Genomic DNA, 16,032 nt, shown 5'->3' on the forward strand with positions numbered 1-16,032 from the left:
TTAACACAAATAAAAAAACCTTTATTTAAAGGTTTTGCTATTATTCTTTTTGTTTTGAAGAAGTTTTTACAGCTTCATCTGTTTTTAGTTTTTGAGCAACAATTGCATCATAATCGATTTCTTTAACATCATCTGTAATATCTTCGATGATTTCACCATCAAATCCATCAATGAATGGATCTTTTTTGAATCTACTTTCTTGTCAGAAGTAAGCAATTACAGCAACAATTAAGGAAATAACTAAAATTACTGTGAAGATAAATCCGTCTGATTTTAATCAGTTAGGAGCATCTAGAGTCATAAAGATAAAGATTCCAAAGAAGTTGAAAACTGTCATGAAGATTCCTGAAATTCAGGCACATACATAGAAGAATTTAACTTTTTGTACTTTTACTTTTTTTGTACGTCTATTTCTAATGGCTGCAAATGTTAGAACATTAATCATAATGAATACTAATACAGCACTTCCACTAGATAAGCTTCCAACAAACATCATTGGGACATCATAGAGAGCTTGTAGTTTATCGTCACTGAGACCTTCAAAGGATTGGTTAATTCCACTTCACCCTTCTCTTGGTATCACAAATCCAATAACTACTAAGATTGTGTAAAAAGTAATTGATAATGAAAGTTTAATGATAGCTGCTTTAGCAACTGTCATTTTACGATCTTTTGTATAAACTATCTTTACATTGTAGTCTGAAATTAATTCAATCATTCCAATTGATGAATAAATGTTTGTATTAATTAAACAAATCATCATCAAGATTATATTTGAAACTATTCGGGCAGCATCTTTTGAACCTTGACTAGGATTTGCTTGTCCACCAGAAAATAGTTTTTCTAATAATTTAACAACAGATCCATCAGTTGACCCAACAAATAACGAAATTGCCATTAATACATAAAAGATGGCAACAAAGATCATTCCAGCCAATAATGCTTTTGGAACTTGTTCTTTGTGTTTTGCTGTTTTTTGAGAGTTAGCAACATATACATAACCATCAAAGGCAAATAAGATTGCTCCAAATCCACCTAGAAAGTTTAATGGTGCAACATTTGATGTACTTCAGTCACCAATTGTTTCTCCACCAATAACTCCACCATTTCACATAGCGTTTGATTTTGATATCAAGAAGAAACCAGCTACAAGAGCAATTACTAACGGAACAAATTTAAAGATACTTCCAAAAATTTGTACTTTTTTCCCAAATGCAGGAGCATAAATATTTGCTATTGTAAATGAAACCAAAATTACAATTCCAGCAATTAAGTAAATCATTAATTGTTCACTACCACTTAAAGGCATATTTAGCGCCTTAAAGAAATAAGTGATAAAACTTCCGATAAAGACAGCTTCAACACTTGGAATATATACGATTGTATATACCAAACTGAAAAATGAAGCAGTTTTACGGTTAATAAATATTTTTGATCAGTTACCAATAGTACCATTTCCAAAATATTTAGTGGCTGAAGATATTTCGATGAATACCACAACTGATAAAACACAAATTATACCAACTACTCCTCATAAAGCAATCGCAATTAAGGGATTGTGTGTTTGAGATAGTAGTTCATTATTTTTCATATAGATCCCTGAACCGATAACAGTTCCCAAAACCATTGTGAATAAAGTTAGAAATTCAAAACGTTTTGACGATCTAGATTTTTTCAAACCCATATTAAGTACCTCTTTATCTATAACTATTAAAACCCATAAAACAGTAAAAGTAAAACTAATTTTAACTTAAAATAAAAAAAACAATATTTCCAAAATATTGGAAATATTGTAAACAATTATTTAGCCAATTCTGATTCTTTAGTTTTCTTAAATACTGCTTTTGTTTTAGATTTGATTCAAGGTAGAATTTTGAAGTTTTCACTCGCTTCTAATTCTCCGTCAAATCCTTCAACAAATGGGTCTTTTTTGAACATGTATTCTTGAATTAAGAATAATGTCAATATAACACCTAGTTCTATTGAAAGTAATATTAAGAAAGGTAAACCATCAGATTTTGATCATGAAACCTTTATATCTCCATATAGTACATTATTAGGAACTAGGAAAGTAAATATCCCTAAGATTACGAAACTTGCCATTAATATTCCACATATTCAGGCAATTGGTACGAAACCTTTTACTTTATCTACTTTTACTTTGTTTGTTTTCCTATTTAATATACCAACAAAGATTAATGATGAAACAACCCCGAATCCTAAACAAGATGCAGTTGAAGACATAATCCCAATGAATTTAACCATTGAGTTAGTAACTGCTCTATTATAATCAAGGTTAGATAATAATTCATGTCCTGCTTTATCCATAGTTAATAAACCGATTGTTAAGAACAATGTATAAATAACTACTGAACATGCGATTTGAGTCATTCCTGATTTAAATAAACTGGCTTTTCTATTTCTTGAATAGAAAAGTTTAGCTCTAGCATCTGATTCATGTCCCACAACCCCAATAAATGAGAAAGTGTTAACTCCAAGAATACAGATAATCATTGAAATAACTGATGTGATTATTCTTGCAGTATCAGCACCAGCTCCGCCAACACTACCACCAGAAAAGACTCTTTCTAGTAATTGCACGATTGAACCATCTGGAGAACCTAAGAATAGTGATATAGCCATCAATACATAAAATACTGCTACGAAGACCATTCCAGCTAATAACGCTTTAGGAACAACTTGTTTGTGTTTAGCTGTTTTTTGAGCATTTGCAATATAAATGAATCCATCGAATGAGAATAAAATCCCACCAAATCCACGGAAGAATAAACCAACATCGAACGATGAAGTTGATCAACCTTGATCATCCACTCACATAGCTCCATCGTGTGTTCCTGCCAATACAAATCCAGCCACTAATGCAATTAATAATGGAATGAATTTAAATGCTGTTCCAAAAACTTGAATTGATCTTGAAACAGTTTGGCTGTAGACATTAATCATTGTAAATGTAACGATCATTGTTATTCCAACTAGTAAGTAAATAGTAAACATTTCTTCAGCTGATAACCGTAGACCTGCCGCTTGGAAAAAGTATGTTAAGAACATAGCTGAGAAAATTGATTGACAACTAGGAACATAAACGACTGTATACATCATTGAAAACAATGATGCAGCTCTTCTATTAATAAATAACTTTGATCAATTTCCAACTGTTCCATTTCCAAAGTCTTTTGTTGATGAAGATATTTCTAAAAAGATATAGACAGTTCCAACACACACTAATCCAACAACTATTCAAAGAATAATCGCAATAATTGGGTTTTGAGTTCCTGTTAACAATTCATTATTTTTCATGTAAATTCCAGTACCAATTAAGATACCAAGAACCATTGTAAATAACGTCATGAATTCAAAGAACTTAGAACTACTTGTCTTGCCTTTTTTCATAAAAATTTCTCCTATAATATTTAAGTTTCAATTATTGTATAAGACTATATAAAAAAAGTAAATCTTTTTTTAGATTTACTTTTTTTATTTATGAAATTTAATCTTATAACCAGCTTTTAAAGACCTTTTTATAGGCGAATTTAAAGGTTTCGGCAAGAATTCAAGCCAAGACCAGCAACCCGACCAAAACAAGTCATCATCAAGCTTTTTCGTCTCCTAGCATTGGTGCAAAGTTTAAGTTAGGTTTTTCTAATGAACCATCAATGAAAATGAACATAAATGGAATTGTGGCAAACCCCAACATCCCTAGTCACAATGTTTTAGATGGACGAGATTGAATAAATGATATTTTTTCAGTTCTATAAACAAAAATTATCAAGATGTGTGTCAGCATAGATTCTAAAAAGAATGCTGTCTGAAATTGGTTAAGAGTTTCTGGATCTGTTATTTGTGCCCCATTTTGAAGCATTCCAAATCCAAAACCAAGTATGACGAAGTTTAATACAGAAATTATTGTTTCAACTAAACCATTTCAAATACCGAATGGAATAATTGTATTTGTATTTCACTTCATTGGCTTTCTAACCGTGTCTTTATCAACACTATCGAAAACAAAGATCAGATTTGCAAAATCAAAAATTAAGTTTTGAATCAATAATTGAATTGGTGACATTGCCGCAAATTCAAATCACAATGCTGATATCAACAGGCTTATCATTATCCCAAAGTTGGCTGCAACCGTTATTTTTATATATTTAATTGCATTAGAGAAAATTTCTCTCCCTTTAACGAATGAATTTTCCAATACTGCCAAATCTTTTTCTAAAAGAATTACATCAGCTGCAGCTTTTGCTAAAGGTGTTCCATTATTAACAGATATTCCAACGTCAGCTCTTCTAAGTGCTGGTGCATCATTTACACCATCACCTAGGAACGCTACGACATTATCCTTTTTAAGTAGATCTACCACTACCGCCTTATTTATTGGTGATAGTTTAGAGAAGATGTTGATTGACTCTACAACTTTACTCAATTCTTGATTTGTCATTCTGTCAATTTCAGAACCTAAGATAGTTTGGACATTATCCATCCCAATTTTATTTGCGATATTAATAGCGATATCTTCAGCGTCACCTGTTAACACTTTTAAATCAATATTGTATTCTTTGATGATTTTGATAGCTTCAATAACACCTGGTTTTAAAACATCTTCAAAAAAGGCTAATCCTTCAAAAATCATATCAGAATAATCAATTTCTGAAGTTTGTTTTGTAGCGACAACTATTGTTCTGAAACCATCCTTTGTTCACTTAGCTATAATTTTTTTGATGTCTTCTATGTCAGCATTTGTGATTTTAATAACTTCATCATTTTTTCTAATAAATGAAATATTAGATAACATTTCTTCAACTGATCCTTTTGTAATTTGAAACATATCCTCTTTGTATTTAAGTAAAACGGATGTGGTTCTTGTTTCATGATCAAAGGGAATGTCTTTTATTATTGTGTAATCTTTTACTGAAAAATCATTTTCAAATTTTTTGTAAATTGCGCGATCAATATTATTTGAAAGGTTTTGCTGGTAAGCAGCATTTAGAAATAGTAACTTTGACAACCCAGTGTCTTGAGTGCTATCTAAATTACACCAGTGATTAAGTTCAATTTCATCCAATGTTAATGTTCCAGTTTTATCAGTTGCTAAAATATTTACGCTTCCCATATTTTGAACAACCGCTAAGTTCTTAATTACAACTTTACCTTTTGCCAATTGCTTGCTCCCTAATTTCAAGTTAGAAGAAATAATAGCTGGTAAAGCTTCAGGTGTAAGAGCCACTGCAATTGAAAGAGCAAATATTAAAGGGTTTGCTCAATCAGTTCAACCATTACGTCCAAAGGCTGCTAAAAAGATGATTGGAACCATTATAAGAATTGAAGATACCAAAATTTTAGTAATTTTAGCCAAACCTTTTTCGTAATCACTTTCCTCATCTTCTTCAACCATTTTAATTATTGAAGAAGCATAATTTTGTTCTGCTGTATTTATGATGACAGCAACGCATGTTCCAGCAACAACTGTGGTTTGTGCGAATATTATATTTTGAAGATCAATAAGTCTTGCTTCTGCATTGTCCACTGATTTAGTAACACTTTGACTTTCTCCGGTAAGGGTTGATTGATCTATCAATAAGTTTTGTTGTCACAAGATTCTAGCATCAGCCGGAATGATATCACCTTGATGTAGAACAATTACATCACCAATTAATAATTCCGATTGTTCTTTGAAAATAAGATCTTTTTTAAGTTCAACAAAATTGATATTATCAAGATCTTTCAATTCCCCATTATAAATTAAGAAATTATTCTCAATCATTTTGTTAAGTTCTAGATTGGTTTTATAGGCCTTAAATTCCTGTCTGTAATCAACTGTACCCGCTAGGAAAACCATGAATATAACCATTATTGAAGAAATCAAGTTTATGTAATCATACCCACCGTTTATGTCTTTAACAGTGAAGAAAATTACCATTTCGATAATCCCAATTACTCACAATAAAAGATTAAAGGGTTCTGTAATAGCCTCTAGAAATTTCTTGATGTGTGAAAATTTCGGCGGAATGATTTCATTTTTACCAAATTTATCTTCTTGTGCTTCTCTCTCCGATTTATCAATCCCAATATTTGAATTCATAACTTCAGATAGGTTATTAATATTAGAATTGGCTATATTGATAACCTTAGCTTCCTCATTGTATTTAAGCTCTTTGATTTCTTTTTGTTTCATGCTAATTACCTCTTAGTTTGATTTTAGCACCACGGGTTTTGTAATTGGCAATAAAAAAAGAATTCCGAAGAATTCTTTATTATTTATTCATGTTTTCTTTTAAGTTTTTAGCAATTTTGAATTTAGCTGTTTTGTGAGCAGGCACAACTACAACTTCACCGTTCATAGGGTTTTTGCTTTCTCTTTCGGGTTTATCAACAACTGAAAGTTTACCAAAACCATTAATAACGATTTCTTCACCCTTGTCTAATTGAGCTTCCATTGTAGCAAATAATTCATTAACAATTAATGAAACTGACTTTTTAGTCATTTCAGGGTTTTCTTCTTGAATTTTTGCTAAAATTTGTCCTTTTGAAACTTGAGGGTATTTAATTTTTGCTTTTTTAACTTTAGTTGCTTCAGTTGCTTCAACTAAAACTGTTTGTTCAACTTTAACAACCTCAACTTTTTTAGCTTTAACTTCTTCTTTAACTTCTTCAACTACAGGTGTTTCAGTTTTAACTTCTTCACATTCAGTAATTGCTGGAGTTGTAGCACAACAAGCATCTTCTTCTACAATTTCTTGACCTTCAATTAATTCTTCAGTAAAGATTACATCTGTTCCTGAGAAGTAAATTGATGCAATAACGAATACTGCTCAAATAAAGAATGTTACTGGTGCAATGATTAGTAAGTAAATGTTAGCAATAAAATCTGCTCTGAACATGATGTGTTCAGAAAATTTAGCAGTTGAAAAACTAATTACTCCTGTTGGTCCATAGATAAAGTCTTTTGTTAAACCTTCATCCATGTTTACAGCTGGGTTGATAATTTTGATTAACATTCCGATTAAGAATGATGCTAAAAACATTACTAAGAAAAATGCTGATGCATAGTTAATAAAATTCTTCCCTTTGTTTTGATCTACGATCTTGATATCCATATGATATTCCTCCACTTTTTACATTATTTTTATTATCATATCATTTTAAGACAAAAAATTTCATTTTCGGCCTTAAAATTACTTTCTTTTATGTAAAGAAAAAATGTTGCTATTATTTAGCAAACACTTTTTTGAAAATCTTGTCAGTTTGTCTCAAGAAGAATTCATTGTTAAAAATTTCATTAATTTCAGATTCACTGATGAAATTTGTCAATTCACTCTCTAGTACCAACTCTTTAAAATCACTTTTTGTAGATAGACATAACAAGGTTGTTGATTGAATCAAGTCGTATACTTCTTCTCTTGTTACATCTTTATTATTCATAATAATATAAGTTAATAATCTTTGAGAGAAATGTATATTATTAGCTTCTTTAATATGTTTAGAAATCATTTCATAGTTAATTACTAAGTCTGTCAAAGTATTATTCATACGTCTAATTACATAGATTAATGTATTATATAAATCCGGAAGGATAATACGTTCGTTAGATGAATGTGAAATATCTCTTTCATGTCATAAATTATTATTTTCTAAAGCTACAAATACTTGCCCTTTTATATATCTAGATAATCCAGCAATGTTTTCAGACGAAATTGGATTTTTCTTATGTGGCATTGAAGAACTTCCTTTTTGTTTAGAAGAGAAGCCTTCTGCCATTTCATTGACATCTGATCTTTGAAATAATCTAATTTCGGTAGTAATTTTTTCAAGAGTTGAAGCAATATTTGCAAACACTTCAACCAAGAAGGCGTGGCGATCGCGTTGTGTAACTTGTGTTGAGATATTATCAATATCTAAACCAAGTTGTTCAGCTACATATTCTTCAATTTCCAATTCAAGATTTGCATAGTTCCCCATTGAACCAGAAACTTTAGCTACTTCAATTTGTTTTCTAGCTAAGTCCAGTCTTTGAATTTGTCTTTGAATTTCGTCAAATCATAAGGCGAATTTCAATCCTAATGAAGTTGGTTCACCATACATTCCGTGAGTTCTACCCATTATTAAAACATTCTTGTTTTCAAATGATAGCTTTTCTAATGTTTTACTAATATTTACAAGTTCACTTGATAATACTTCATTTGAAGCTTTGATCATTACATTTTGTGCAGTATCAACAATATCAGTTGAAGTAATTCCCAAGTGTACTCAACGAGATTCTCTTCCTAGTTGTTCAGATAACATTCTTGTGAATGCCACCACATCGTGTTTAGTCATTTCTTCAATTTCCAACATTCTTGGTAAATCTACTTTTGTTTTAGTGTTAATTAAATCAATTTCAGTTTGTGAAATTAAACCAGTTTTAGCTCATGCTTCACAAATTAGTTGTTCAACTTTTAATCAAGTATCATATTTATTTTGATCAGATCAAATTTCTTGAATTTCTTTTACGCTATATCTTTCGATCATATTAAAATGCTTCTTTCAACATAATTGTTTGAGTTCTATCAGGTCCTACTGAGAATCCTAAGAATTCACATCCAGTAACTTCAGAAATTTTATTCATATATGCCTTAGCATTTTCAGGTAATTGATCAAATGACGTAACTTTAGTGATGTCTTCTTGTCATCCCGGCATTTCAATATAAACAGGTTTACATCTTAATAAGTCATTATCATTTGCTGGCATTGTTGTAATTTGTTTTCCATCTAATTCATAAGCTACACAAATTTTAATTGTAGCTTCTTCATCAAGAACATCGAATAGAGTTAAGAACAATTCATCAACTCCTCCAACTCTTGCTGCATATTTCATAGCAACAGCATCAAATCAACCAATTCTTCTTGGACGTCCTGAGTTTGATCCATATTCATTTCCACGTTCACGTAATCTGTGAGCTGTTTCATCCAATAATTCAGTAGGCATTCCTCCAGCCCCAACACGTGTGTTGTACGCTTTAGCAACCCCAACTACTTTTTCAATGTGTTTAGCATGAACACCAGCTCCAGTTGAAGCATTGTTTGCTGAACAACTTGATGATGTTACAAATGGGTATGTTCCGTGATCAATATCTAAAAGAACTCCTTGTGCCCCTTCAAATAAAACAAATTTATTTGCCTCAATAGCATTAGCAACTAGTTCACCTGAATCAACGATGTTATTTTTAATAACTTCGAAGTTTTCCATTAATTTTGTATAAACTTCTTCAAAAGTATATGGTTGTCCACCATAAATTTTTGTAATGATTTCATTGTGGTAATCTACATTTTCTTGTAATACAGCTTTAAAGTTTGGTTGTGTTACATCACAAACTCTAATTCCATAACGTGATGCTTTATCAGCATAAGTTGGACCAATCCCTCTTTTTGTAGTTCCGATTTTTTGTTCTTTACGAGCTTCTTCTTGAAGTTCGTCAATTTTACAATGTCAGTCAAAAATTAAGTGTGCACGATCTGACACAAATAAATTAGATGTATCGACACCTGATTCTTGAAGTCTTTTCATTTCTGAAACTAATTTTTCTAAGTTAACAACTGTCCCGTTACCAATAACATTTAAAACATCTTTGTTGAAAATTCCTGAAGGTACGATTGTTACTTTGTGTCTTTTACCACCAAATTCAATCATGTGTCCAGCATTGTCTCCACCAGCAAAACGTACAACCATTTCAGCTTTTTGTGCGAAGTAGTCAGTAATTTTACCTTTCCCTTCATCTCCTCATTGTGTTCCAACAACAACTAATGATTTAAAATTTCTTTTCATATTTCCCCCGTATTGAAAACTCAAAATAAAAAACTAGCTAAAAAATGGCGTCGACGAAAACTCACGGCTTTTTTTTAGCTAGTTAATAACTCATAATCTTACATCGGTGTAAGGTAGAGACTCCTGCCCAATATGCAGGATTATATAAGTTTTCTATATTCAATTTATATCCTTATTATATATGGAATTAACTATCTATTATTTAAAAACCGATAATTAATTTAATTTGGCTAAATATCAAAACTACTTCACTTACCCTCGATTGAAAATATTAAATTTAAAATATCTTTGTTTCAGGGAATGAATTCTCCACTTTCCATCATCTTTAGGATTTCGATTTTACTTGCTCATCTAACTTCAGAAACTTCTTCTTGTTGCAAAACCACTTTTTTAATATCCCTCATCGGTTTTCTAATAATGTAAAAATCTTCGAAGCCTTCAAAAAAATTAATTGTGGAGGCTGGCCTAGTATTTGTGAAATCATGTTCAAGACCTAATTCTTCTTTTAATTCTCTTTCCACAGCTTGCTGGCTAGTTTCACCAGAACTAACAGAACCAGCAGCACTGAAATCTCAATAGTTGTCTCAAGATTTTCTTCCTTTTGTATCTTGACGTTTTTGAATCAAGATTTGATTATTTTCATTTAGAACAATTACTCTTGCAACTATACGATAAAAACCCTCAGGAACCTTTTCACCCCTAACATGAGTCTTATCAGTTTTGATTCTATTCGAATCATATAAATCTAGAATTTCCATTTAAAATATCCCCACTCTTTCCTAATAGTATAATTCATAAATAAAAAAAATAAGCGATCACAGTCGCTTATTTATTTTGGTTTGCATATTTTGATTTTAGATAGAATAATAACATTTGAATGTCAGCTGGGTTTACCCCGGTAATTCTTGATGCTTGACCAATATTTAAAGGTCTTACTTTAATCAATTTTTGTCTTGCTTCAGTTGCTAGGTTTTCAACATTGTTGTAGTCGATATCTGATGGGATTTGTTTTTTCTCCAATTTGATTTGTTTTTCAACTTGTTGACGTTCTTTTTTAACATATCCTTCAAATCTAATATTAATTGTAATTGATTGGATTTGGTTAACCCTCATGTTTTGCATTGAAGGAATGAAAGGGATCATTTCATTAACATCCACTGTTGGAATTTTAATTATTTCATAAGCACTATACCCATGACTTAAATCAGCTTGTCCTTTTTCTTTTAAGATTTGAGATAGCTCTGATTTAGGAGTGAATCTAATTTCTTTTAATTCTTCTACTGCAATATCAATTTCTTTTAGATATTGTTGGTAGTCATTTCACTCAGCATCATTAATTAGTCCTATTTCTCTTCCATATTCTTTTAGACGTTGTTCAGCATTATCATTTCTCAATAATAATCTGTGTTCTGCACGTGATGTTAATAAACGGTATGGTTCTCATACCCCCTTATTAATTAAATCATCAATAAGTACTCCAAGATAAGCTTCGTCACGACGTAGAATTAATGGATCTTTACCATCAATTTTTCTAACAGCATTGATTCCCGCTAATAAACCTTGTCCGGCGGCTTCTTCATATCCACTAGTTCCATTGATTTGACCAGCTGTGAATAAGTTTTTAACGTCTTTAAGTTCTAGGCTTGGTGTTAATTGCATTGGATCTAAACAATCATATTCAATTGCATATGATCAAGCTTTAACTCTCATATTTTCAAAACCGGGTAAAGATTTCAACATTAGTTCTTGAACATCTAATGGCATTGATGTTGAGAAACCTTGAATGTAGTATGCGTCATCTGTCATTGATTCTGGTTCAATGAAAATTTGGTGCACTTCTTTGTCGGGGAATCTAACGATTTTATCTTCAAAAGAAGGACAATAACGTGGTCCAATTGAATCAACTGTTCCAGAATACATAGCACTTCTTTCTAAGTTATCTTCAATAATTTTTTTAGTTTCTGGTGTTGTATGAATTAAATAACACAACTCTTGTTCTTCAATCGGAGTATATTCTCTCGTTGAAAAACTAAATGCAAGTTGAGCATTTGTTCCAGGTTCTGGTGTTGCTTTTGAAACGTCAACAGAATCTTTGTAAACTCTTGCAGGAGTTCCTGTTTTAAAACGTAATAATGATAATCCTAAATCTTTTAATGATCCAGAAATACCTGTCGTAGTTTTCTCCTCGTTTGGTCCTGAAGCATGTCTTTCAACTCCACGTAAAATTTCAGCTTTCAAATAAGTTCCTGTTGTTAATACAACTACTTTAGAATGGATTTCACTTCCATCAGACATTTTAACTCCATAAACCTCTTTTTGATCATTGTATAATAATCCTTCAACTGTATCAGCAATCAAATCTAAGTTTTCTTGAGTCTTAACTTTGTTTTGCATGTATTTTGAATATTCATGTTTATCAGATTGAACTCTTAAGGCTCAAACTCCGGGCCCTCTTGATGAGTTTAATAGTTTAGTTTGTAAAGCAGTGGCATCAGCCGCTTTGGCCATTTCTCCACCTAAGGCATCGATCTCACGAACAACAATCCCTTTGGCAGGTCCTCCAACACTTGGGTTACATGGCATTGCAGCAATTCTATCTTCATATAAATTTATTAAAGCGGTACTTTTACCTAAACGAGCAGCAGCTAATGCAGCTTCTACTCCAGCATGTCCTCCACCAACAACTAAAACATCATAGTTTTTATTTTTCATAGTATATAAATCTCTTTCTATAGACTGTTATATCTTTGACATATAAACAATAAGTTTAGTTATTAATCCTTTGACAATTATTAACTATGTTTAATTATAATAGATAAAGTAAAAATATGTAATATCTATCCTTGTTTTAAAGATAGATATTACATATTTATTTCAATATTATTTTAAGATAAATTTGGTAAAAGTCAAATTATTTAATTTCATAAAGAATTGTGTAAATTTGAGCTATTAGATAATCTCAAATTAATTTTCGATAAATTATATTTGCTGACACTTCGTTAGAATCTGTACTAATAACATACTTTTCTTCTGCAAACTTATCCATATGAGAAATGGTTGTAGCAATAAATATATTGTTAGTGATAGGTTTTACCAACTCGTAAGTTAAATACAATGTCTCATTACCATGACCAGCCACCAGCATGATGACAATATCATCTTCTTGGATTGTGTTGTATAAGGGATAGCTAAAGACATTATTATTGTTCATATATACTTCAGCTTTAGCCATTAAAAGTAAATCATATACAAATTGCGCTTGCTGAGACAAAACTTGGCTATGCACTATGTAAATTCTCCCCTTAGAATCCATTACGATTTGGGAAATTTCCAAAAGCATCTTACGATATTTTTTATCAAATTCCGCAATAATATCTCTTAAATTAATTGCTAGTTGATCAAGTCTTTCAATACTTTCGTTGGGTTGAAATTGATTAAAATCTGTACTTATTAACTTCAGTCTTTTAGATAATTCCTTGAAACCCGAAAATCCAAATCTTTGGGCAAACTTTGTAATGGCACTCGTACTGACATTAGTTTTTTTAGAAGTCTCTTCAATTGAAAGGAACTCATCATTTAATAACTGGTTATGAAATTCACGGGCAAGAATTGAAGCCACAGTACCATCGTTTAAATTTTTATAACTTTCTAACTTCTCTTTGAAACTCATATCAATTCCCTCTTTTTGATAGTATAACACTTTGTATTTGTGTTTTATTGAATTGACAACTTGCTAAAACCGAAATTATAACTTTAATATTTTATTATTGTTTTCTTTTGTTATGTGAAAGTTTTTATGTGTTTTTATTAGTGTTTTTTATTATAAAATAATTAAAGTGAGGTATATATGAAACATGCATTATTAATAGTCGACTACCAATACGATTTTGTTAGTCCAAAAGGAAACCTATATGTTCCTGGAGCTGAAAAATTAGAAAACTACATTAAAGATTTAATTACACTTTTCAAAAATGAAGGAAATCTTGTAATTGCATCTAAAGATTGACATCCATCAGATCATTATTCTTTTGAACAATGAGGAAATCATTGTGAACAAAATAAAATTGGATCAACACTTTTCTTTGATGAATCTTTAGCAGATCACATTATCTTAAAAGGACAAAATAAAGATATTGAAAGTTATAGCGCTTTCTTTGATGAAAAAGGTAATTCAAATGGATTACACGAATTATTATCTAAGCTTGAAGTTAAGGAATTAACAATTGTTGGAGTAGCTACCGATATCTGCGTTGCAAACACAGTTTCTAGTGCTGTTAAATTAGATTACAAAGTTAATTTAGACTTAAACGGTTGTGCTGGATTTGAAAATATAATTAAATTATAAAAACGACCTCATTCTTAGAATGGGGTTTTAATATAGAGGAATGAAAATGAAAAAAGTATTAGTATTAAAAACAACAATTGCAAATTCCGAAAATTCTCGTTCTGAATTACTTCTAAAAAAGTTCTTAGAAGAATATGGAATATTGAACCCTAACGATGTCATTGAAACATTGGATTTAAACTACGAACCGATGGCCCAAATGAACTTGAACACAACAAACATAGAGGAATTTTACAGTTATGAAAATTCTGGCAAATATATTGATAAATTAAAATCAATTGACAAACTTGTTATTGTTTCGCCAAGTTACAACTATAAAATTCCGACAACTCTCGCTAACTTCATGGATCACATTATGGTTGCAGGAAAGGTCTTTTCTTATAAAATGGGTATCGATGATAGAGCAATTGGATTATTAAACAACTTAAGAGTGCAAGTAATCGCAACTCAAGGAGCCCCTATTGAACATTATCCATGAGCTGACCACAGTGGTTGGTTATTTAACTTCTGAAGTTTTTTAACAACAAATAATGTTAATGGAACTTTATTACTGGACGGCACAGATTCAAACAAGTTCAAAGGCATGAATGAACAAGAAATTGTTGAAACTAAAATTGAAGAAATTAAAAACATTGCAGGGAGATTTTAATTTCTTCAATTAGATATAATGGAAACCGAACTAATATTTAGATGAAAATGCTCGTGATTTACAAAATCACGAGCATTTTCATTACTTTTTTACAACGAGAATATATTTATTATTCTTCTTTTTGGTCCGCTAATGTTTTTTTCTTGACTTTTCCCGCGGTTCATATAATGCTCTTTTCACCATATTGTTGAATAACATTAGTTAACTTAGCCGTTGGATAACCCACAGCAAACGCGAATGTCAAAGTTATAATTCATGTAATTAATGCAACTAGAACACTTAATTCGTAGTATACATCATGGGTTTTAAATATAGGTATTGTTGATCATATATATTTATTCAACAACATCTCAAAATAAAAATGAAATAGGTATACTGGCATGAAGGTGTATTTTAATTGTTCCAAAAATTTATTTTCAGGTATCTTAATATTTCAAACCAAAATAAACAGAGCTAATCCGTAAATGACGGTTATTAAGGATGTAGTCTTATCGAGTTCAGCATCATTTATAAGTGTGCTATTCATCGAATATGAAATTATTTTCAAAATAAGAGGGATAATAATTCCTAAAATTAATATTGCGGTCGATAGTCTCAAAGAAATTTTTGAAGTCATTATTCTTTTACCATAAACGGCCAATCATCCGCCAAACATATATAGACTTAATAACATTATTGTATCTCCAGCACCAAATGGCATTGATGACTCATTCATATAAAAAGTAGACAAACTAAATATTATAACAATAACTATTAGTGACCCTCATTTATTAACTTTTCTTAAGCCAATATTAATGATGGGTGAAAGTGCCTTCACAATGAAAAAAGCTCAAACATATCATCAATATCTACCACCATACGAAACAACTTTTCAGTAAGCTCAGTCAACTTTAGCTCCAAAAATAATTATAGCTCCTAAAGCCAAAGCTAAAATTCAATATATAAAAAGACTAATTCCATAGTTATAAAAACTCCTATATGATGGATTTTCTTTTAGATTGGATAAAAAACCCGATGATAGAATAAAAAAGGCTACCGGAACCACAAGCGGCAAAACAAACGTTGAGTAAATCCAACTTGAGAAGACATTTAGACCAGGAGCGAAAGATAATATTTGCCAGTAGTATTGATGATAAATTATAACGAAAATAGCAAGGATAACTTTTGTTAAATCTATCGCTGCATTTCTTGCTATGACTTGTTTTTTAACTTCCATAT

12 protein-coding genes and 1 riboswitch are annotated in these 16,032 nt (G+C 30.8%); of the genes, 2 read left to right on the forward strand and 10 right to left on the reverse strand.

What is annotated here, in order from left to right:
- Window positions 1-40: 40 nt before the first annotated feature.
- The 9 genes from G319_RS08945 to G319_RS0101145 form a co-directional block, all read right to left on the reverse strand.
- Window positions 41-1,684, reverse strand: coding sequence for an APC family permease (locus tag G319_RS08945; protein WP_051350838.1), 1,644 nt, complete (start codon window positions 1,682-1,684; stop codon window positions 41-43).
- Between the two features lie 116 nt (window positions 1,685-1,800).
- Window positions 1,801-3,411 (reverse strand): APC family permease, encoded by a 1,611-nt coding sequence (locus tag G319_RS08950; RefSeq protein ID WP_051350839.1) that lies wholly within the window; start codon window positions 3,409-3,411, stop codon window positions 1,801-1,803.
- 103 nt (window positions 3,412-3,514) lie between these two features.
- Entirely contained in the window at window positions 3,515-6,193 is a 2,679-nt protein-coding gene (locus G319_RS0101115; protein ID WP_035358726.1) for an HAD-IC family P-type ATPase, read from the reverse strand.
- A 79-nt stretch (window positions 6,194-6,272) separates the two neighbouring features.
- A complete protein-coding gene (locus tag G319_RS08955; RefSeq protein WP_051350840.1) occupies window positions 6,273-7,115 on the reverse strand; it encodes an HU family DNA-binding protein in 843 nt (280 codons plus the stop codon).
- A 112-nt stretch (window positions 7,116-7,227) separates the two neighbouring features.
- The gene (gene purB, locus G319_RS0101125; protein ID WP_026389304.1) at window positions 7,228-8,526 is read right to left on the reverse strand and encodes an adenylosuccinate lyase; all 1,299 of its coding nucleotides are present in this window, start codon (window positions 8,524-8,526) and stop codon (window positions 7,228-7,230) included.
- A gap of 1 nt (window position 8,527) precedes the next feature.
- On the reverse strand, window positions 8,528-9,820 hold the full coding sequence (locus G319_RS0101130; RefSeq protein WP_026389305.1) for an adenylosuccinate synthase: 1,293 nt from the start codon (window positions 9,818-9,820) through the stop codon (window positions 8,528-8,530).
- Window positions 9,821-9,893: 73 nt separating this feature from the next.
- Window positions 9,894-9,988, reverse strand: a riboswitch (purine riboswitch).
- A gap of 62 nt (window positions 9,989-10,050) precedes the next feature.
- Window positions 10,051-10,578: an NUDIX hydrolase gene (locus tag G319_RS0101135; RefSeq protein WP_026389306.1), complete on the reverse strand. Its 528-nt coding sequence runs from the start codon at window positions 10,576-10,578 to the stop codon at window positions 10,051-10,053.
- 67 nt (window positions 10,579-10,645) lie between these two features.
- Window positions 10,646-12,532, reverse strand: a complete 1,887-nt coding sequence (mnmG, locus tag G319_RS0101140) for a tRNA uridine-5-carboxymethylaminomethyl(34) synthesis enzyme MnmG (protein ID WP_026389307.1) — start codon at window positions 12,530-12,532, stop codon at window positions 10,646-10,648.
- A gap of 199 nt (window positions 12,533-12,731) precedes the next feature.
- A complete protein-coding gene (locus tag G319_RS0101145) occupies window positions 12,732-13,490 on the reverse strand; it encodes a MurR/RpiR family transcriptional regulator (RefSeq protein ID WP_026389308.1) in 759 nt (252 codons plus the stop codon).
- 177 nt (window positions 13,491-13,667) lie between these two features.
- On the opposite strand from G319_RS0101145, the gene G319_RS0101150 reads away from it, so the two are divergent.
- Both G319_RS0101150 and G319_RS0101155 read left to right on the forward strand, forming a co-directional pair.
- Window positions 13,668-14,165 carry an isochorismatase family protein gene (locus G319_RS0101150; protein ID WP_026389309.1) on the forward strand — a complete coding sequence of 166 codons (498 nt, stop codon included), beginning with the start codon at window positions 13,668-13,670 and terminating at the stop codon, window positions 14,163-14,165.
- A gap of 46 nt (window positions 14,166-14,211) precedes the next feature.
- Window positions 14,212-14,814 carry an FMN-dependent NADH-azoreductase gene (locus tag G319_RS0101155; RefSeq protein WP_026389310.1) on the forward strand — a complete coding sequence of 201 codons (603 nt, stop codon included), beginning with the start codon at window positions 14,212-14,214 and terminating at the stop codon, window positions 14,812-14,814.
- Between the two features lie 109 nt (window positions 14,815-14,923).
- Here G319_RS0101155 and G319_RS08960 read toward each other — a convergent pair whose 3' ends face one another.
- The gene (locus tag G319_RS08960) at window positions 14,924-16,030 is read right to left on the reverse strand and encodes an acyltransferase family protein (protein ID WP_026389311.1); all 1,107 of its coding nucleotides are present in this window, start codon (window positions 16,028-16,030) and stop codon (window positions 14,924-14,926) included.
- Window positions 16,031-16,032 lie beyond the last annotated feature (2 nt).

Origin of the sequence: Tullyiplasma multilocale ATCC 49900, assembly GCF_000483165.1 — a bacterium.
Lineage (GTDB): Bacteria > Bacillota_I > Bacilli_A > Mycoplasmatales > Mycoplasmataceae > Tullyiplasma > Tullyiplasma multilocale.